Raw genomic sequence first — 19,441 nt, 5'->3', positions numbered from 1 at the left:
CTGTGTCGGGTCGAGGCTTGGAATAGCCGAGTCGGACTAACCGATTGTTAATCGCAATGAAGGAAGGTGCCCGTGACGCCGGGCAGAACGCCCGCTCTCTGGAGGTTCGTCTTGCAGCAACTCATCGACACTTGGGCTGGCCTGGATATGCGCCGGAAACTCGCCGCGGTTTTCGGTGTGATTGCGATGGTCGCCACGGTCTTCTCAATCGGATCGATCGCGTCGAAGCCGACGCTGGCCTTGCTTTACGCGGGCCTCGGCAGCGCGGAGGCGGGCGAGGTGATCTCCGCGCTCGAACAGCGCGGGGTGGCCTACGAGGTGCGCGGCGATTCGATCTTTGTCGCCGCGCCGAAGCGGGACGAATTGCGCATGACTCTCGCCTCGCAAGGTCTGCCCGCGACCGGTGGCGCAGGCTATGAGCTGCTCGATTCGCTCTCGGGCTTCGGCACGACCTCGCAGATGTTTGACGCCGCCTATTGGCGCGCGAAAGAAGGGGAATTGGCGCGAACTATCGCTGCGGTGCCGTCTATTCGGTCGGCGCGCGTGCATATCGCGAATCCGACGAATGCGCCTTTTCGCGGAACGCCTGAGCCGACGTCCTCTGTGACGATCACGCCGGCTCTTGCGGGGCTGAGCGCTGCGCAGGCGAAGGCCGTTCGCTATCTCGTGGCCTCGGCGGTAACCGGCATGACGCCCGAAGATGTCTCGGTAATCGACTCGGCGCGTGGGCTCATTCCCTTCAGCGACAATCCCGCGCTGCCCGGCGGCGGGGAGACTCGCGCTCTGGCGCTGAAGCGGAACGTCGAACGGCTGCTGGAGGCGCGCGTCGGTCCCGGGAATGCCGTGGTCGAGGTGGCGCTCGACACCGTGACAGAGCGCGAGGCGATCACCGAGCGTCGCTTCGACCCGCAGGGCCGGGTGGCGATCGCGACCGACACGTCCGAAACCTCGAAAACCTCCGATTCGACGACACCCCCGGCGACGACCGTGGCCTCCAACCTGCCCGACAACGGGACTGGCGCGACCGGCAAGTCGCAAAGCCGTACGAGCGAGACGCGCGCGCGCACCAACTTCGAAGTCTCTGAGACGCGTCGTGAATTGCTTCGCAAGCCCGGCGCTCTCAAGCGGCTTAGCGTCGCGGTGCTGGTCGATGGGGTGCGCGGCACCGATCCCGACGGGACACCTAGCTGGACGCCGCGCAGCGATGCCGAACTGGCCGATCTGCGCGAGCTCGTGGCCTCCGCGGTGGGATTCGACGAGGCGCGGGGCGACGTGATCACGCTGCGCTCCATGCAGTTCGAGGCGCTGCCGGAAGCGGGGACCCTCGCTGGCGCCGGATTCATCGACAGCATGGCCCTCGATCTGACGCAGATTATCCAGATCGCGGTGCTCGCAATCGTTGCGCTTGTGCTCGGCCTCTTCGTCGCGCGTCCGATCCTGCTGCAGAAAACCCGAGAAGGAGCCGCGGAACTGCCGGCGCCAAATGCCACGTCAGAGGAAAACTCCCGGTCTTCAACGACGCTCACCGGTGAAATCGACGATGGGGAGATGCCCGATATGAACATGCAGCTGGTGTCCGACTTCGACCTCGGGGATCTACCGATGGCGCGACAGACGGATTTCGATCTCGACCGCCCTGCCGATCCGGTTGACCGCCTCAAGAAGATGATCGAGGAGCGTCAGGCCGAAACCGTCGAAATCCTGCGTAGCTGGATGGAAGAACCGTCGGAGAAAGCGTGATGGGCCAAAGGCTGAAACTCGAATCCTTTGAGCCGAAGGCGAGCGAGGCGGGTGAAATCGCGCTCGACCCGGCCGAGTTGGAAGAGACCAAGCTGGCTGCGTTCGAGACCGGTTACCAGGCAGGCTGGGACGATGCGGTCGCCGCGCAAAACGCCGAAACCGCGCGACTTCACGGCGATCTCGGGCGCAACCTGCAGGCGCTGGGCTTCACCTATAACGAGGCGCGCCAGCACATGCTCGGTGCGCTCGAGCCGCTTCTGCTCGAGATCTGCGGAAAACTGTTGCCCGAGCTCGCGCGTGCGTCGCTTGGCGCCGTCGTGGCCGAGCAATTGATGCCGATTGCCGGGGATCTCTGCGCGAGGCCGATCACGGTGGTCGGCAATCCGACCGCATTGCCGCAGATCCAAGAGGCGCTGGCGCCGCGCGCAGACTTGCCGCTCGCATTCGTCGCGGAGCCCAGCCTTGGCGAAGGGCAGGTCTATCTGCGCTTCGCCGATACCGAGACCCGCGTCGATCTCGACGCCGTCATCGCCGCCATTTCGCGCGCGGTCACGACCTATTTCACCGCCACCGCGAAGGACAAGCCCGATGAATGAGACCGCGCCGAATGCCTCGACCGCCAATCCCTTCACGCAGGTGCCGATCGAGATCACCATCTCGGTCGGCAAGGCCCGCCCGCTGGTGCGCGATTTGCTGCGCCTGAAGCGCGATGCGGTGCTGTCCCTCGACCGGAAAGTGGACGACCCGGTTGAACTCTACGTGGGAGACAAGCTGATCGCGCGCGGCGAGCTGACCGAGATTGACGGCAGCGACGGGCAGCTTGCGGTACGGCTCACCGAGGTGGCCGATCTGCAAAACGGCCTGTGACATGCCTCGCCGCCTACCCTTTGCCGTTCCCGACGTCCCCCTCGCGCGCTCTCCCGCGCCAAGGTTTGTCCTGCTGGCAGCCTTAACCTTAATCCTCGCGGCCCTGCCGGCGCAGGCCCAGGACATCACGCTTTCTGTCGGGGAGGGCGACAGCCTCGCCGGGCGCTCGCTGCTGATCATCGCGGCAATCACACTTCTCAGCCTCGCGCCGGGGCTCGCGATAATGGTGACTGCGTTCCCGTTCATCGTCACGGTGCTGTCGATTCTGCGCCAAGCCCTCGGACTTCAGCAGTCGCCGCCAAACATGTTGATCATCAGCCTCGCGCTATTCCTGACATGGTTCATCATGGAGCCTGTCTTCCTTGAGAGTTGGCGCGTCGCGGGCCAGCCCCTGGTCGAAGGCGCGATCGACTGGCAGGAGGCGTTTACGAAGGGGATAGAGCCTTTCCGCATCTTCATGGCAGGGCGCACGAATCCCGACACCTTCGCGGCCTTGGCCGATCTGCGCAACGGCACCGCCGCGACGGGAGCCCCGACAAGCCTCGATGCCGCGCCGCTCTCGACCCTCGTGCCCGCCTTCATGCTGTCCGAGGTCACGCGCGCCTTCCAGATCGGCTTCCTCGTCTACCTGCCGTTTCTGATCATCGACCTCGTCGTCTCGGCGGTGCTGATGTCGATGGGGATGATGATGGTGCCGCCCGCGGTCGTGGCGCTTCCGTTCAAGCTCGCCTTTTTCGTGGTGGCCGACGGCTGGGTGCTGCTCTCGGGGGCCTTGGTGCGCAGTTATTTCTGACGCCGAGAGCGGCTCACGTAACCGCAGACCCCAAAACGCAAAAACCCGGGCCGAAGCCCGGGTTTCTGAGGGTGATGGTGAGCCGTGCAGGATTCGAACCTGCGACCCACTGATTAAAAGTCACTACCATATGTAGCGTTTTCAACTACATAGCATCTAGCCATAGTGTTTTCACTTTAAGTCTTTTCAATGGGTTAGGGTCGCGTCCGACGCAGACCTATGGTGAGCTCAGACCCGCCGCGCGCGCCTGGATGGCCTCTCGGAAGTCATGCACCGCCTGCAGCTTGCTCTCATCGCACAAGCGGCCAAACTTCTCGGCCGCAGCGGCTTTCAGGAGGGTCTTGTCATCACGCGGCGTGGCGCCGATCCAGCCGCCGCAGGGCTCGAGGTCGAGCGCGTCGAGCCCCGCGAGATCGCGGGGCTTAGGGCCACAGCTTGCGAGCACCAGTAGCGAGATAATTACCCAGGGGCGCATCGCCGCCCTCCTCTTTTGCCATGTCCTGGTCGAACTGCTCCGCGCCGGCGGAGATCTCGGCACGGCGCATGTCGTCCACACGCCGGAGCTTGGTCGCTTCTTTGTAGGCCTCGACCCTGGTCTCGAGCTGGTCGCGCTCCGCCCTGAGCGAGACGATGTCAGCGCGCTGCCAGGACGCCCACACGATGACGATCGCCAGTGCCGCGGCGAGGAGCGACAGGAGGACCGTCCGCCAGTTGGCAGCGAACCAGATCATGAGGCGATCTCGAACGGAGTGTCGCGGATTGCAGCCCATCGCGCATAGGCGGCAGCGAGGCGCTTGTGATAGCCGTGCCGGGCATATCCGGGGCCATTGTAGCCCCGAGCGAACGCTGCCCACTCGTGACCACGAAGCTCATCGTCGAGATGCGTGGCCTTGATGAAGTCGACCATGCCGTCGAGCTGGTTCGCCTCGCTCTCGGTGAAAGCTTCGACCATCTCGAGTGCGGTGTTGTATCCCGCGGCTTCGTGGTTGAAGCCCATGATCTGACCGAGGCCCCAAGATGCCGAACGGAGCGCGGTTTCGGTGTCGATCTTCATTGCCTGCACCAGGCGCGGATAGCTGTCGCGGGGATAACCTTGCTCGCCCCAGTGGCGATAGGCGAGGCCCTCCCGCGCAGCGCGATCACGCTTGGCGCCGGGGCCGAGCTCCTTCCAGAAGATGTGCGGCTCGAACAGCATCTTGGGCCGCCCGTGAGCGTCGAACCCGCTGCCGCTGGTCTCGACATCGAGGACGGCATGGATCTCGTCCTCGCCGACACCGATCAGTGCGCCGATGCGCGGGAGATCGATGTCGGCGAGACGCAGGGCTTTTCCCGTGAATTGCATCATTTCCTCCATACGTCGCGCAGCGCCGCGGCGAGGCGGGTCACGCAGATTGTTCGTGGGTAAAAGGGAGCAGAGAGAAGCGAATAGCGGGTGCGCTCCTCGGCCGGGATCATCTCGCGCAGCAGCGCGAGCTTGTGGTAGACGCTCGCGACCACCAGCAGGCCGAAGACGATATTGGGTGCCGCGCGTCCGAACGGTCCCCCGGGGTGCCAGGCTGAGCCCATGAGGATCGGAAGCACGTCCCAGTAAGCGGAGCGCAGCGCGATCGCCGTCACCATTGCTGAGACGCCCCAGGCCATGTGGTGGACCCTTCGGTCGCTTGAGCCAAGCAACATGGGCCAGAAACCGCGGGCCACGAGCAAGAGGCCCGCTACCTGAAAAATCGACAGCGCTGCCGCCAGTCCTTCACTCATTGCTTCTCGCCTTTCTTCTTCTGTCGTGCCCGCTCAAGCTCCGCGATCAATGCCTCGGCTCGCGTTTCGACTTTGCGCACCTCCGCGCTTGTTTGGGATTTCATCTGTGTCGCGATCTCGGCCGTCTGCTGGCTGCGCTGGGACCGGCCGAAGAGGGTGTGCCAGAAGTCAGCCATTGCCGTTGCCCTCCTTGATTTCGGAGGTGAGCGCATCGAGGACGCGGTGGTTCGTGACCAAAAGATCGCGCATCTGGGCAGAGGTGTCGCGAAGATCATCCATTCGCCCCGCGCGTTCGGCGCTGAGTGCCTTCCAGAGCATCACGACCGCGTAGCCCAGAAAGAAGATCACGACGGCGGAGAGGCCGCCGCCGAGCGCATCGAGAATGTCAGAAAAGGGAATGTTCATCGCGCCTTGTCCGAAATGTTATGCTGCTGAACGACATCAATCACGCCGCGAAGAGTTCGATGATTGCGGTGTCGTAATCGAAGAAAAGACGATACGTCGCGCCCATGTCCGTCAGCCCCTTGAGGCTCGGATGTACATCGTCCCCGTTTGCCGTATTGAGCTCATAATCATCGCCCTCGAAAGCGGTGACGTCCGCGTTGGCAGCCGCGAAGTCCCGGCAGGCGGTGCGGATCTTGAGCAAGTTCGCAAAGCGCCGCTGACCGTCCGCGTCGTTAGGGTAGGACGTCACCACGCCGAGTTGCGCCGCCTCGGTTTCGGGCTGGCCCGGCACCGGGAGGTGCGGAACAAGAAGGACAGTCGTCATCGGATCGATCCCGAGCCGGGCCTTCTTGCGATCGTGCTCTAGCTGCAACCATCCTTGGTAGGTCGCGGCGTCTGGCAGTGTCGTCGCGTCGAGCCTGAAGGCATCGTTAATCCCCTCTGCCCAGTAATCCGTTATGAACTCGATGCCATAGCCCATGCGCCGCAATTCGGCCTCGTATTGCAGGAACCCCTGTACCAGCACGGTAGAGAATAGGTTTATGCCACCATCATCGGGCAGACGGCTGGATGCAGAATTCAAGGTGCTGCCATCTGACAGAACGGTTCCTACCGGAGCAAGAAGTGTCCCACCGATTGCCAGCTTCATATGGAACATCGGAATTTTGAACGGCGTCGGCGCATAGAGGTGACGATCCGCGAAACCCTTGAGTGGCCCCATCTTCGCGGCCCTGTCATTGTAGCCGAGCCCGACACCCTCATTCCCGGTCGATAGGCCGTTTGAGGTCTCGCGACCATCGAGGTAGGTCAGCTGCTCAAATGTGCGAACCTGATCGCCCTCGGCTATCGTCTTATCCACGCCCGTCAAAAACGTATTGCCGTAGTACCGCTGCCGAAGGCTGGGGTCTGCGGTGAGCGTCGGATCGGTGTCCATCACCAGGGAAGTGTGGTGCGTGCTCTCCCCCGTCCACAGTGCGACGGCACACCGCTTCGGGCAGACCTCTGGTGTGAGATAATGCCCACGCTTGGCCAATTGCTTAGCGAGGAAGCTACGCACCTTCTTGGCCTCGTCGAGCGTGAGCGTTCCCGAGGCTGTGGCCACGCAGACTACGCGATAGGGATAAGGCACAGCGCCCGCTCCATCTTCCCGGCTGGCCCCGAGGAAAATGCTGCCAGTTTGTTGCGCGGTTTTCTCCGCCCAGATCCCGGTCAACCCGCCAATGGCCTCGCCCTTGAGCGCCGCACCATCGCTGAGACGACGCTCGAAATCACGGATGCCGGGACCGCTTATAGAGCGCTCGCGCGCTAGAGTGTTGCGATAGTAGGTGGATAGGATGGAGTCGGTGTTCCTCGGGAAAGTAAGCAAGTAGTGCCCCCGAAGAACATCTATCTCGTAGACCAAGAAGATCGTCTGGGCCGTGACTGTGTTGGGCGATCCGACCCACGCGTTCTCCAAAGTCAGCACGCCATCATCCGCCCAATAGATCGAGCCACCCGTGTTCGTTCCTGAATACGTCAGATCAGAGGTATCAATGTCGACACCGCCGATAACATCTTTCAGTATGGTTCCATGCCCTTCGTCACAGGGCCAGTAGTGATTGAGAAGGCTGCGGCCCTCCGGCTCATCGCGGTTGGGGTTGTATGCCTCCCAAACGCCAGAGGCACCGCGCCGAACAATATCCCCGACAGTCGAGCCGTAAGGCATCCTGTTGGCATCGCCGATCCGAACCCATGCGCTGGACTGCACCTCGTATAGGCCATCAACCGCCTCATCACCGGAGCCGCTCACATATCCCTTGTCACCGGCGGTGAGTGTGGTTGGATCAGTGAGACCCGCAACGCTGGTGGCGCGAGACACCACTCCCGCATAGGTTTCAGAGAGGTCACGGGCATTTTCAGCCGCAGCTTGGGCGGCAACGGCGCCGCCCTCCGCGTCTTGGGCTGCTGTAGCGTAACCAGAAGTTTGCACACGATCGGCAGCGGTGGCTTCAGCATCAGCAGCGGTTGCCGCCTTCGCATCATCGAGCGCGCCAAGATTGACGAGGTCAGACCACTCCTTCGCGCTTTTCGTTCCGGGGCCACCGGGCTCTGTTCCCTGCGCCCACTTTTCCGATAGGGCGGCGCTGTCGCTGGAATTCGTCGCATACTGCTGTGCCGCCTCAACTTCATCAGCCGTTGGTCCGTTTTCCCAACCAAGCCCATCGGCGCGGACCATCGGAACCCGGCCAGGCTGGGGATCGAATGCGGCCATCGGCTTGCGTGCGCGCAACGCTGCGCCAATCTGGACACGATCCTCCTGAGCGCCCATCACGTCCTGATCGAGCTGGGCCTCCATTCCCGCCTCGCGCCCGTCATCGCGAGCCATCCATCCCTGCTCGAGGGGCGTCGCGCGATCGACCCAGAGCGTGCGCCCATCATGCGTGGTGGCAGCGGCAGCGGTTAGAAGGAGGTTCCCCTGGTCGGCCGCAGTTGCCGGATCGACGCTGAAATCCGCCCCGTCGAGCTGGGTGGGAACGTCCTCGATCAGCACATAGGCCACGATGGTGCCCGTCAGATAGGGATGCGGGATGGGGTAGGGGCCGACGCCCGAAATAGTATAGGCCGGAGCCTGTGCGTAGCTTTCGACGGTCATTGAGCGTCTCCGAGTGCGTTGTTCAGGTCAGGCGATCGTTCGGGCAGGAAAGATCCTCGCTCCCACCAGGAGGTGGTGCGGAAGTCGCGCGCGAGGCGCTTTTCGTATTGGCGGAACTGCTTGTCGGCCTCCGGGTCCAGGAAGGGCTGGATCTGGTCCCAGAGCATGCGATCGAGTGCGACGCGCGTCGGGATTGGCAAGAGCGGCTGGAAGGTCGCGGCCGGGTTGTAGCGCCGCGCGATCTTCACCAGGTCACGGCCGATCAGCGGTGCTTTGCCTTCCGAGATCCGCGCGGCGTTCGAGGCGACGGCCCGGGTCACGTCGCCGGCGATGCCAACCACGGGGCCGGCCAGCGTCTCTGCCAGGCCGCCACCGGCGCGACTCGTCTCGGAGGCGAAGAAATCGCCGAAGATGCCGACGCCGCCGCCCTGCATGAACGCCGCCATCCAGAACGGCGTGTCATCCATCGGCCGCGGGTCGCGCCCTTTGGCGATTTCCTTCAGCTGCACCGCCAGCGCGCCCATCAGCGTCATCGATGAGACCCAGGCGGTGGCATAGGTCGCTTTTGTCCAGAAGCCCTGCATCTCGCGCACGCGCCGGAGCTGGTTGAAAAACACCGAGAGCGAATAGCTCTTGTACATGATGCTCGAGCGGGCCAGCTCGCCGATGAACGAGCCGGGCTTGCTGTCGCCGAGGAAGGTCGCGCGGCCGCGAAGGCTCGACGATGGGATTGCGTATTCCTGATGCGCCTGCCAGAGCCCCGACCAGCGGATCGCGATGTCCTCCGCCTCGGCGCGATCGAGCGTGGTGTGCTCGAGAAACCAGTTCGGGTTGAGATGTTTGCCGCCGCGCGGGTCGGTATAGATCGCCTCGGGTGCGCGCAGGGCGTCCCAGTCGCTGGCGCTGATGCCACGGTTCTCCATGAAGGTCCGCAGCTCCGGCTCGAGCGCGTCGAAGCTGCGGCCGGCGCGATCGGCAAGGTCGGAGCCGAAGGCCATCGAGACGGCAACGCGTTCGCGATCGGTCAGAAAGGCCATGCCGTTGCCGCGCAGCACTGCGTTTGAAATCCGCTCGGTCAGCTCGGGCGACCAGATGTCGCCCATGAAGCGCGCCTGGGCCGCGCCGGTGTCGAACCAGGTGTCGAACACATAGCCCAAGTCCTTGGCCATCTGCCGATCGAGGCCCTTGGTCGAGATCTCGATCATCGTCTTGATCGGAGCATTGGGGTTCAGGGCAATTGCCTTGGCCGCGATCCGCATCGAAACCACATCGGTTACCTGGCTCAGACTGGCCGAGCCGAGCTGCGCCGCCGTGAGCAGGTTGCGCGTGCCAGCCAGCAGGGTCGCCATTGCATGATCGGCCGGCTGGTTCGCTTCCCCCGACAGGATCCGCATCATAACGCGGGCCTTGGCCGCCTTTCGCCGCGCGAGGGCCGAGGCCTTGCGGCCCGCTTCTCCGCCGATCGTCGACGTGTCGCGCTCGATTACCTGGATCGCGTGTTCGAGCCCGGCTTTCGGGTTCGGCCCGAAGCTGCGCATCAGGGCGATATCACGCGCCATGCCGCGCAGATGCGAGATCACGCCCTCGAAGGGGTTTTCGCGCCCGAAGAGCTCGTTATAGGCCATCCAGTCATCGGCCGACTTGAAGTGCAAAACCCGGTGCGCGTTGCGCGAGTTCTTCAGGGCACGCGCGCCCAAGCCCATCGAGGGCGCCCGATCGTCCCAGCCGCGCGTGACGATGCCGCGATAGATATCCTCGAGGAAGGGCCGCACATCGTCATAGAAAGGCTTCACGCCCGACTTGAAGCTGAAGGGCTTACCGGTCGCGAAGTTCTCGATCCGGTGCCAGTCGGCGCGCTCCCACACATCGCGCGACCACTGCTCGAAACCGGCCTGCTCGATCTTGTCGGCATCATGGCTATGCGGCACCCCGAAGTCTTCGAGCTTGCCGATATCCATCCCGTTCGCATTGGCAAGCGTACGGGCCCGCTCGTATTGCGCCTTGATCGCATCGGCGACTTCCTTGGCCGCAGCGTTGCCGGAGGCCTCGCCATGCAGCTCGCGCGTCACCTCCATCAGCTGAGCCCGATCGCGCACCTGGCCGATGATATTGGTGCGGTGCGTTTCGAGGAAATCGCGGATGCCGCCCATGAACTGACGCTCGAGCCCATGGAACTCGGCCTCGGTCCATTCGAGATCCTTGAGCACGATATCGGGGTCTTTCTCATGGGCATTGGCATAGCGCGCCTCGTTGCGGCCCATGACCTCGAGCTGGCGCAGCGTGGCGTGCCGGCGCGCCCGAGCGCGCTTCATGAAGCTCTCGAGGACATCCTCGCCGGCCGCGATCTGAGCCTCGGCCGCGTTCATACCGCCCAGCTTGTAGCGCTCGATCTGATCGAGATAGTCGGCCTTCACGGCCGCAGCGCGCTCGGCGTCGATTTCTCCGGCTTGCACGGCCGCGTCGATACAGGCGTCGAACCTCATGCGCCCCCTCCTGTGCTGCAAAATGACATGCGCTCGATCAGCCGCTGATCGGCGTCGAGATCATCGAGGACGTCGCGCATGGTGAATTCCGGGCTGGCCTTGTCTTCGCTGAGACGGAAGGGCTTGTCGGGGCCAGCGACATCCCCCGCGGTCAGCTCATCGGCCAGGCGGGCGTCCACGCGCTCCGCAGCGGCGCTCTGCGCGCCCTCAGCGTAGCGTGCGGGATCGACGACCGAGATGTCCTGCAGCGGCTCCACAGGGCCGCTCAGCGGCTCGGAGGGTGCTGCGCGGCCCGCCATCGGCTCGAAGGGCGACTTGCCGTCGTAGCCATCCACAGCGGCGCGCAGCGCGTCATGCGGTGTCACAGGCTCGCCCAGTAGATCTCCGATGTCGGCGCGGCCCACTTGCGCCGCCTCGGCGGCGTAGCGGCGCAGGATCTCCTCGGTGGCCGACGGCGCCCGCGCGCGCTCGCCTTTGTAGAAGGCATCGATCAGCGCTTCGCTCAGATCGTCGCGCGTGGCGAACATGTCGCCCTGGGCGAGTTTGTCCCGGATCGCGGCGATGACGCTCTGCCCGTCACGTGCCCCGCTGCGGGCCTTGGCGATCACGCGCACCGTCTCCATCAGCTGCGGCGTGATGTCGAATTCGGGGCGGATCTGCCCCGCCTCGACGGCTGCCCGGAAATAAGCCCAGTCGGGCGCGATCTGCTCGAGCATGCCGATCAGGCTCTCGACCTGCTTGCTCTCGGTCTCGGCGAACATCTTGATCAGATCATCCGCCTCGAAGGCGCGCGCAAAGAGCGCCTCGCGCACGCGGCGGATGCCATCGCGATTGAGCGTGCCGTCAGCCGCAAGGAAGGCGCTGCGTTCTTCCGCCGGGATGAGCGAGAGCATGCGCCGCGCGAAGGGCGCGTTCTCGGGGGCGTTGAACTTGGCGCCTGGCACATAGGCGTCAAACGCCCGCTGATCGAGGAAACCCGCATCGAACTTCGCCTGCTCGGTAGGCGCCATCCGCGCGATCGAGCTCATATTGCTCTCGCGCACGAACTTAACGCGATCGGCCGGGGCCAGCTCGCCCTTGCGCACGCCCACAAGAACCGGGTTCTTTACGCCCTTGGGGACGTTAGCCACGCCCTTGATCTGATTGACATAGGCGGCATAGGCCTCCGGGTTTTGCCCCATTGCCTGGCGGAGCCCGGCAACACGGCCGTTGCCGCTCTCGACCACCATGTCGGGCCCGACGATCGGCGCGCCGCGATCGCTTTCGCGCGACGGCATCAAGCGCTGCGGGTCGAGCCGCGCGGCAATCTCGCCGATCTGGGCATCGCTGGCTGCGCGGGAGCGATCGCGCGGCTGCAGGTCACCGCTGGCGGCCTTTAGATCGGCCATGTCGACGATCTTCCATTCGACCGGCACGCGCGTGCCAGCGGGCGTCGAGATCTCGCTCGGGAAATCGCTTGTGCCTCGCGCGCCGCTTTCGCGGCCCACGCGCGGGTCGAAAAAGCCGTCGCCCGTCGACGCGACGCCTTGGTAGCTACCGCCATCGGTTGGCGTGAAGCTGTCGCGCGGACCGCGATAGCCTTTCCAAGCCTCTGTGCCTTGCACGCGATAGATGTACTGGCCGAGCCGCTCTTGCAGGGCGGGGGTCATGATCTCATCGCCCTTAAGGCCGAGACCTTTCTTGGCCGCGCGCAGCGTCGAGCCCACGATCTGATAGGCGCCCATTGGCGTCGAGATGACGCCACCATTTTTCGACTTCACCCACTTCCCATACGGTCCGTTTGGGTCAGCGAACGCGATGGCTTCATCCACCGTCATTTCCGAGATCTTCACATCGGAAAACGGCCCGCCCTCGCGGTTGGAAAAGCCGAAGAGCGCGTTGTAATCCCCGCCGCTCTCGCCCGCGAAAATCCCGTTGCGGATCTGCGCCCAGTTCTGCGGGGCATCCTTGCCGACGGGCGGCATGCGCCCGGTGCGCAGGGCCTGCTCGGCCGCATCAATCCCTTGGGAATATTCGCCGCCGGTCAGCTCCGCCGGACGGTTCGCCCCCTCGCCACGCACGCGCTCGCGGAAATACTCGACCCCGCGGATCACGCTCTTGCGGGCCGGGCCAGTTTTGCCGGTGATCTTCGGCAGCATATGCGAGATCCCCGCGACGGCACCACCGAAGAGACCGCCAGCCACCCCGCCGATCGCGACCTGGGCGACTGCTTCGCCGGGCGTCACCGGATCCTTGCCCTGCCACGTGCGGACGTCATTCTGCTTGATCACCGCAGGCACCTCGCCCGCTGCGCCGAGCAACGTCTCCATGGCCATGACCCGGGCGACGGATCCGCCGCCGCCCAGAAAGAGCAGGGGGAGCGAGTATTCGTCGGTGGCTGCCCCGAAGAGCGAGCCCGCGAATTTCGTGACCGAACTGCTGCCGCGTGCGAGGGTGGCGTCGTTCTCTTCCTGGTCGCGGGTGTAGCGGCGCTTCACCTCCTGCTCGAACTCGTCGCGGTTTGTCGGGAGGTTGGCGTACTTGCCGGGATCGGTCTCACGCGCAGTCGCGATGAGACCGCCGAGATAGTCGGCGTCGACCTGCGGCAATCCGAGCGCACCTTGCGATGGCTGGTTCGGATCTTGGGGGCGCACCTTGTCCCAGCCACCGAGGGCATCGACCATCTCGTTCTCAAGGTCGATCCGGTATTTCTCGCGGCGATTGTGGCTGTCCTGAGCGTAGTAACTGCTCTCGATCGACCCCAGAAACTGATCGAGCCCAGACGGGATCGCACCTTCGAGCTCGGGCTTGTCTTCATTCGTGCGATCGAGGAACCAGCTCATTGCGCCAAGCTCCCGACGCCTGCGCCGCCCTGAGCGCTACGCGCCTTTGCCGCTTTCTCGCCGGCGGCGATCGTATCAAACCGCGGGAATTTCTTGCCGGTGGTCGCCTCGTATTGCCGGGCAAAGCGCGCAGCATCCACCCGGTCGTACACCTTGGGCGTTCCGTTCTGGTCAAACCAAATGGTCGGAATGTTCCAGTACCCGCCGTCAGGGGCGTCTTCGGTTGCCTCAAGCTCCGTGGACGGCCCGCCGTAGCCCATGTCTTTGGGGGTATCGACACGATTGTCGAACGGCCGGACCTTCATACCTTGGGGAATGAGATCGGCGCCGGTTAGGATGCTCGGACCGCCGGGCGCTTCATCAGGCTTTCGGATCTTCGTGAGGAGGGGCCGGATGTCGACTGCGAACGGTGCGCCGTCATCGCCATAGACATACTCTTCGCGCCCTGTGGCCGGGTTATGAACCATCAGGTTGTAGGTGCTGCCGCCGACGGCGCGCAGATAGGTGTTGCTCCACGTCGCATCATTGCCATGGGCCGAAAGCGCCTCGCCGCCGACTTGCGGTATGGCTCCGGTGGTGGAGATCTCGCGCCAGAACTTTTCACCGAAATTCGTGCCACCGACATTGCGGACCCAGTCGATCGCATCCTCGACATCGCCGCCCTTGATGTTGGACGGCAAGATCGTGACGTGGTCACGGATTTCCTGAATGCCACCGCGCGCGTCCGAGCTGTTGAAACTGCCGGAGCCGCCCATAACTTCGTGCACGGCTTGCAGATAGGCGGCCTGATCCACCTGTCCGTCCATGCTGCTAGGATTTCCACGGCCGCGATAGGCGTAGAGCGCGTCGGCGGCGGCCAGCACTTCATTGCGCACCTTGGTCTCATCTCGCGAGCCCGCCCGTGTGCCGTCGTCGAACAGGCCGGTGAGATCCTTGAAGAAGGTCTGCCGCCGCTCCGACACCGGCGGCATCTTCACATCCTTGTCCTTCATCGCGCGCTGACCGGAGAAGATCTCGCGCGCCAGGCTCTCGGTGCCGCCATGCGCGAGGAGTCCGCCGACATAGCCAAAGATCGGCCCGGCGTCGATTTCGCCGGCGACACGGGAGACGTCCTTGCCGAGAGATCCAGCGAGCGACATGGCGAGCTTTGCGCGTTCGGCCGGCGGCGCATCGAGCCCGGCTTTCTCCTTCCAGACGGCGGCCTCTTCCGGGCTGAACAGCTTGAAGTCGTCGACATAGCCCATCTGGGTCAGCGAGGCCGAATACTGCGCGCGCTTCGTGATCGCGGCACTCAGCTCCTCGGCGCTTGCCGTGGCGGGGTCAGGCAAGGCCGGGGCCGGGTTGAGGCCGATCTTGGCGGCATAGGCGAAGCGATCATCGGCAAAGCCTTTGCGATCGGCATCGACGGATTTCTGCATGGCCTCGGCGACATCCGCTTCGAACCCTTCCGAGATCGGCTTCTTGCGCTGCTCGGTGAGCGCCTTTTCCTTCTCCGCGATCGGCAGCTTTGAGAACTCGGGCATCAGCTCGAAGAGCTTCTGCGCACCGATATACTCGCGCGCCTCCGGCGTGGCTGCGACGAGCGGATCCTTGAGCAGCTGATCGGCCTGATCGGCCCCGGTCCAGGCGCGCCCTTTACCGAAGACCGTCGCGCCATCCTTGAGGAACGAGGTCGCCTGGCTGAGTGCTTCCTTCTGCGCGCGGTCGGCCTCGACCTGCGCCGCCTTCGCATCAGCCGCGAGCTGCGCGGTGGCGCGGGCGCGATACCCTTGCATCTGGCTCGGGTCCATTCCGGAGAACTCGCCCTGGTCGATCCCGTCGATCAGCGCCTGCGGATCAGTGCTGAGCAGCTTCGTTGCCCGCGTCGTGCGCATTTCAGACATCGCCTTCTGGCGACGAAGCTGAGCATCTTCGGGCGTGATCGTACCGTTAGCGACGAGGTCATTGAGATGCTCGTCGAGCATGTCGACATAGGTCGCCTGCGTGGCGGGGTCTGCCGTGCCGGCCGTCTCAACCGTCGTCTGGGTGGTGCGGGCCAGCTGCGCCATCGAGACACTGCGACGCAAGCCGATCGCCTGGCGACCGATTGCCGCGCTGTGCGGCACCTCGAGCTCGTCGAAGAGGAGGCTCGCATCCTCTTGGATATGCGGATCGAGCTTGCCGACGATCTGGGCCTTGAGCTCCTTCGCACGCGCCGGAAATTCGCGATCGATCACATCCGGGTCGCCGACTTGGTCGAATTCCAACCGCAGATCGTTGAGCCCCTTCATCATTTCGATCCGCGCTTCGGAATACTGGCGCTGACGCTGCTCGTGCGCGATTTCGGTGCCGACCTTCATCATCGTGTCGCCGAGACCAGCGACGGCCCCGCCGATATCAGGCTGAGAGATGGTCGGGGTCGCGGAGCGTCCCGCGACGACGCCGGCTTTCGGAACCGTCAGGCTCATTGCAGTACCCCGCCACGTGCAAAGCCCGGCCATAGCTCGGGTGCGGCCGTGAGGAACTTGCCGGCCGCCGAGGTGGTCCCGCGCAGCCAGGAGGTGGTCTTATCGGCCAGCGCTGCTCTGCGGGCGGAGCTTAGCTCGATCTGCTTGGCCTGCCCGCCCGATCGCACGGCTTGGCTCTCGAAGGACAGCTCGCGGCCGGCAGCCTGCCCCAGCGCGATCGCGGTCGGGCTGTCGAGCTGCACCCCACGCGCGGCCAGCTCAGCACGCTGCTGCGCGATCGCGCTGCGCATCTCTTTGCGGCGCCGATTGTCCTCGATCGCGTTGAGCTGCTTTTCGGTCTCCATCTGCTGGCCGATCGCATCGGCCTGCGCTTGCGCGGCCTTGGCGCCAGCGATGCCGGAATAGAGCGTACCGCCAATCGAGGCGATGGTGCCGATCGTTTGCAGCGCCGAAAACCCGGTGGCGGCGGCGCCAGCGGTCGCCGCGGCTGCGCTTCCAGCTGCCGGGATGAGGGATGCGGCGGCGGTGGCACCGGCAGCCGTCGCGCCAGCGGTGCCGAACAATGGCGCTAGAAAGGCGGGGTTACACATTACCGACCGGCCTCCTGAATGGTGGGGGTGATCTTGGTGATGGTCAGCGGTGCGCCACCATGCGGCTCGATACGCAGCGACACTTCCGTCGCCATGCCGCTCTCGACGTCCACGGCGACTTCGCCGCTATAGATTTCGGTGAGATCGGCGCTGACCTGCGCCGGGACGATCGCGACCCGGTCACGCTCACGCACTGCATGCGGCAAGTCACGCTCGATCGCGCGCATGTAGCCTTGCGCAGTACGCATGATCGCCACGCCCACGCGCGCATGCAGTCGGCGCTTGCGGCCGGTCATGTCGCCCTCGGGAGAGGCCGCGGTGACACCAAGCGTTTCCGCTTGGTGCGAGGTGTCGAACATGCCGATCACGCCGCGACTTGCTGCGCGCGGCAGCGTCAGCGTTCCATCCGCCGCGACGTCGAGCGGCCCGAATTCGCCAGCATCGGTCCAGGCATATACGGTCTCGCCCGCCAGATGCGGGATCGAGAAGCTGGTCTCCGCGCTGGTGGTCGGGATCTTGAAGCCGGCGAAGAGGTGGTTGATGTCGTAGAAATCCGCGAGCGGGGAGGCCGAGTAGATATCGGCGAGCTCTTCGATGTAGCAGCGGCTTTCGCCATCGACGGTGCGCCGCACGGCCATCGTCACCGTGTCGAGGTCTCCGGAGCCAGCCGGGGTCACGGCCAAGCTCTCGACAATGCCGCCGGCGAGCGGCACGCGGGCCCAGCCAAGCACTTCCTCGGCTGGGTTGAACAGCATGACGACGGGATCGCCGCTTGCGAGCGTGATCCAAGCCAGTCGCTGCGGCGAGCCCTGCCAGGCGATCTGCGTGAAGATCTCTTCCCCGAAATGAGCAGCGGCCCGTGAAAGGTCGGTCGTCGTGTTCGCGTCGTCCTGAAAGGAGTACGAAATCTGCATCACCCGGCGCCCGTCACGCGAGATGATGATCGGGTTGCCATCGGGGGCAATCGGGACCGCGCCCGAGCTGCCATAGCTGCTGTCGACGCCGATCACCGTCGTGGTTGGGCCGATTACTTGGTTCTGGCTATCTGATCGAGTGGAGAGCTCTTGCCCGATCGCGAAGATATGCAGCGCTCGCTTGCCCCCGCGCAGGCCGATGATCCGGTTCATCGAGGCTTGGCCCGAGATCGTGTAGGCAAAGCTCTGGTCCGCCTCGACCCCGGGCTCGAAATCCGTGTAGCCGCCGACGGAAGAGAACCACAGCGTGCGCGGCTCGCTTTCGCTGGCGGCCAATACAAGGCGCTGATCGTAGATCTCAATGCAGGCCGGGTAGCCGCGCTCATCAGACCATGCGCCCTCGGACCAGCGATAGGTCGAGCCACCGACCAGGTTCGGGGGCATCTTTCGGGTGATGTTCCCAGTGGCATGCGTGGCATCGGTCACGGCGGTGATCTCGACGACGCCCTTGCCGTCGCTGATGAACTCCCACTTGATGCCTTTTCCCTTATCGGCGAGCTCGATCCCGTCAGTATGGATCGGCGGCTGCACGCCGGTATTGGTGCCTGCGGTCACCTTGTAGATCTTGCCGCCGTTACGCATGTAATCGCCAACCGCGACATCCGTATTCGACGTCCACAATGCGATGTTCTCATAGCCCTGAGGCTCGAACATGAAGAGCGCGCCGATATGTCCCGCAGTGAATACGTCGGCGCTTGCGGTCAGATCGACTTCGGGATCGCCCGCGGCCGAATAGGCCAGCGAGATCGTGAAATCCTTGTCGAGGTTCTGCACCCTGAAGGGGCCATTGCTAAAGGCCGCCTTTTCCAGCGCCCAGTTGTCGAGCGCGAAGCGCTTGAGCTTCTGCACCGGACGCGCGCCATCGGCGATGTAGATCACGTCGGCCGACTGGACATAGGTCATCCGCTCGATCGCGGCGGCGTCATAGGGGATCGCGAGCTCGTAGGGCGCGCCATCCTTTTCGACGAGCGCGCCATAGCGCCAAACCCGCATGACGAAGGGTATGAATTCGAGGATCAGCGCGTCGTCGATCGCGAACTGAAACGGGATCAGGCGCGGAGCCTGATCGCCCTTGGTGCGGCCCTTGTACCAGGTCCCCGGCGCGCGGGTGAGACCGCCCTCGAGGAGGGGCAGGAAGCCGCGCGCGGTGCGCAGCCCGGTCTGGTTGCGGATGTAATCATTGCGCGACCACAGAAGCGGCGAGACCTCGCCGCTCGCGAAGGAGCGTTGTGCTGGCGCCGACCGGGTCACAGCGTCACCTCGTCGGCCCAGAAGCCGTCATCGTCGCGGCCATCATAACGCTGTGAGGAGGCGTTGCCGCGATCGCCGCGCATCGCATCCTGCAGGCGCATCTTTGCGAGCTGCTCAAGTCGATCGAGCTTCGACGTGGTGCCGATATCGCGGTTGCCGAGATAGCAGGCGAGGCGAAGCGCGACAGCGTCCTGGAAATCTGCGGGAAGGATCGCCTCATTGCTCAGGCGGCGGGTGAAGCGCACGCGCAAGGGCGCAGGGGCGTCAGCGCGCAGAAGGCCGCTCGCGTCGATCCGGAAATCGACATCACCGTCGCCGACCTCCTGCATTTTCACGAAATCGCCGGGGAGCTGGTAGCTGTAGGGATAGGCGTCTTCAGCTGCGATGCCGGCGGGCAGCGCAGCCAGCGCGGGTAGGGAGACCGAGACCGAGGCGAAGCTCCAGTCGCAGGCCGCGAGGCAGGAGGACATGGCGAGCGGGTACATCTCCGCCGCGTCGCGCGCTTTCTCGCTGTCATCGCCAAACGAGCTCGGCGGTGCGAGCTCGAGATAGCGAAACGCCTGAGCGACGATGATCGACGTGGCAGCGGAAAAGGCCATGCGTACCTCCGGAAGTCAGGCCCGGGCCGAGATCGGCCCGGGCG

General features: G+C 64.5%; 17 protein-coding genes. 4 read left to right on the top strand and 13 right to left on the bottom strand.

All coding sequences use genetic code 11. The features are described 5' to 3' along the window. Window positions 1–111 precede the first annotated feature (111 nt). The 4 genes from fliF to fliP are packed head-to-tail and all read left to right on the top strand — an operon-like array spanning window position 112 to window position 3,400. Window positions 112–1,740 (top strand): flagellar basal-body MS-ring/collar protein FliF, encoded by a 1,629-nt coding sequence (gene fliF, locus DEM26_RS09110; protein ID WP_109172237.1) that lies wholly within the window; start codon window positions 112–114, stop codon window positions 1,738–1,740. Further along, window positions 1,740–2,336 carry a FliH/SctL family protein gene (locus DEM26_RS09105; protein ID WP_109172236.1) on the top strand — a complete coding sequence of 199 codons (597 nt, stop codon included), beginning with the start codon at window positions 1,740–1,742 and terminating at the stop codon, window positions 2,334–2,336. Before fliF ends, DEM26_RS09105 begins: the two co-directional genes overlap by 1 nt. Then, on the top strand, window positions 2,329–2,607 hold the full coding sequence (locus tag DEM26_RS09100; RefSeq protein WP_075775273.1) for a FliM/FliN family flagellar motor switch protein: 279 nt from the start codon (window positions 2,329–2,331) through the stop codon (window positions 2,605–2,607). The genes DEM26_RS09105 and DEM26_RS09100 overlap by 8 nt, the downstream gene beginning before the upstream one ends. Before the next feature lies 1 nt (window position 2,608). Then, window positions 2,609–3,400, top strand: a complete 792-nt coding sequence (fliP, locus tag DEM26_RS09095; protein ID WP_109172235.1) for a flagellar type III secretion system pore protein FliP — start codon at window positions 2,609–2,611, stop codon at window positions 3,398–3,400. A gap of 217 nt (window positions 3,401–3,617) precedes the next feature. Here the strand turns inward: fliP and DEM26_RS09090 are convergent, their stop codons facing one another. Genes DEM26_RS09090 through DEM26_RS09030 form a run of 13 tightly spaced genes read right to left on the bottom strand, consistent with a single transcriptional unit; the run spans window position 3,618 to window position 19,397 of the window. Further along, complete coding sequence (locus tag DEM26_RS09090) at window positions 3,618–3,875, bottom strand: hypothetical protein (protein WP_146194450.1); 258 nt, start codon at window positions 3,873–3,875, stop codon at window positions 3,618–3,620. Then, a complete protein-coding gene (locus tag DEM26_RS09085; RefSeq protein WP_109172233.1) occupies window positions 3,823–4,131 on the bottom strand; it encodes a hypothetical protein in 309 nt (102 codons plus the stop codon). The genes DEM26_RS09090 and DEM26_RS09085 overlap by 53 nt, the downstream gene beginning before the upstream one ends. Then, window positions 4,128–4,742, bottom strand: coding sequence for an N-acetylmuramidase family protein (locus DEM26_RS09080; RefSeq protein WP_233243059.1), 615 nt, complete (start codon window positions 4,740–4,742; stop codon window positions 4,128–4,130). Before DEM26_RS09080 ends, DEM26_RS09085 begins: the two co-directional genes overlap by 4 nt. Next, window positions 4,742–5,155 (bottom strand): hypothetical protein, encoded by a 414-nt coding sequence (locus DEM26_RS09075; protein WP_146194449.1) that lies wholly within the window; start codon window positions 5,153–5,155, stop codon window positions 4,742–4,744. The genes DEM26_RS09080 and DEM26_RS09075 overlap by 1 nt, the downstream gene beginning before the upstream one ends. Then, entirely contained in the window at window positions 5,152–5,331 is a 180-nt protein-coding gene (locus tag DEM26_RS09070) for a hypothetical protein (protein WP_109172230.1), read from the bottom strand. The genes DEM26_RS09075 and DEM26_RS09070 overlap by 4 nt, the downstream gene beginning before the upstream one ends. Continuing rightward, window positions 5,324–5,560 (bottom strand): hypothetical protein, encoded by a 237-nt coding sequence (locus DEM26_RS09065; RefSeq protein WP_109172229.1) that lies wholly within the window; start codon window positions 5,558–5,560, stop codon window positions 5,324–5,326. The genes DEM26_RS09070 and DEM26_RS09065 overlap by 8 nt, the downstream gene beginning before the upstream one ends. A gap of 40 nt (window positions 5,561–5,600) precedes the next feature. Further along, on the bottom strand, window positions 5,601–8,231 hold the full coding sequence (locus tag DEM26_RS09060) for a hypothetical protein (protein ID WP_109172228.1): 2,631 nt from the start codon (window positions 8,229–8,231) through the stop codon (window positions 5,601–5,603). Beyond that, the gene (locus tag DEM26_RS09055; RefSeq protein ID WP_109172227.1) at window positions 8,228–10,714 is read right to left on the bottom strand and encodes a hypothetical protein; all 2,487 of its coding nucleotides are present in this window, start codon (window positions 10,712–10,714) and stop codon (window positions 8,228–8,230) included. The genes DEM26_RS09060 and DEM26_RS09055 overlap by 4 nt, the downstream gene beginning before the upstream one ends. Next, entirely contained in the window at window positions 10,711–13,536 is a 2,826-nt protein-coding gene (locus DEM26_RS09050; RefSeq protein ID WP_109172226.1) for a hypothetical protein, read from the bottom strand. The genes DEM26_RS09055 and DEM26_RS09050 overlap by 4 nt, the downstream gene beginning before the upstream one ends. After that, window positions 13,533–15,983: a hypothetical protein gene (locus DEM26_RS09045; protein ID WP_109172225.1), complete on the bottom strand. Its 2,451-nt coding sequence runs from the start codon at window positions 15,981–15,983 to the stop codon at window positions 13,533–13,535. Before DEM26_RS09045 ends, DEM26_RS09050 begins: the two co-directional genes overlap by 4 nt. Then, window positions 15,980–16,573 carry a hypothetical protein gene (locus tag DEM26_RS09040; protein WP_109172224.1) on the bottom strand — a complete coding sequence of 198 codons (594 nt, stop codon included), beginning with the start codon at window positions 16,571–16,573 and terminating at the stop codon, window positions 15,980–15,982. The genes DEM26_RS09045 and DEM26_RS09040 overlap by 4 nt, the downstream gene beginning before the upstream one ends. Next, entirely contained in the window at window positions 16,573–18,798 is a 2,226-nt protein-coding gene (locus DEM26_RS09035) for a hypothetical protein (RefSeq protein WP_109172223.1), read from the bottom strand. The genes DEM26_RS09040 and DEM26_RS09035 overlap by 1 nt, the downstream gene beginning before the upstream one ends. Continuing rightward, window positions 18,795–19,397 (bottom strand): hypothetical protein, encoded by a 603-nt coding sequence (locus tag DEM26_RS09030; RefSeq protein WP_109172222.1) that lies wholly within the window; start codon window positions 19,395–19,397, stop codon window positions 18,795–18,797. Before DEM26_RS09030 ends, DEM26_RS09035 begins: the two co-directional genes overlap by 4 nt. Window positions 19,398–19,441: the final 44 nt, after the last annotated feature.

Origin of the sequence: Thioclava sp. NG1, from assembly GCF_003122275.1 — a bacterium.
Lineage (GTDB): Bacteria > Pseudomonadota > Alphaproteobacteria > Rhodobacterales > Rhodobacteraceae > Thioclava > Thioclava nitratireducens.
Note: the sequence above shows the minus strand (reverse complement) of the source record. Positions and strands in the feature narration are given on the sequence as shown.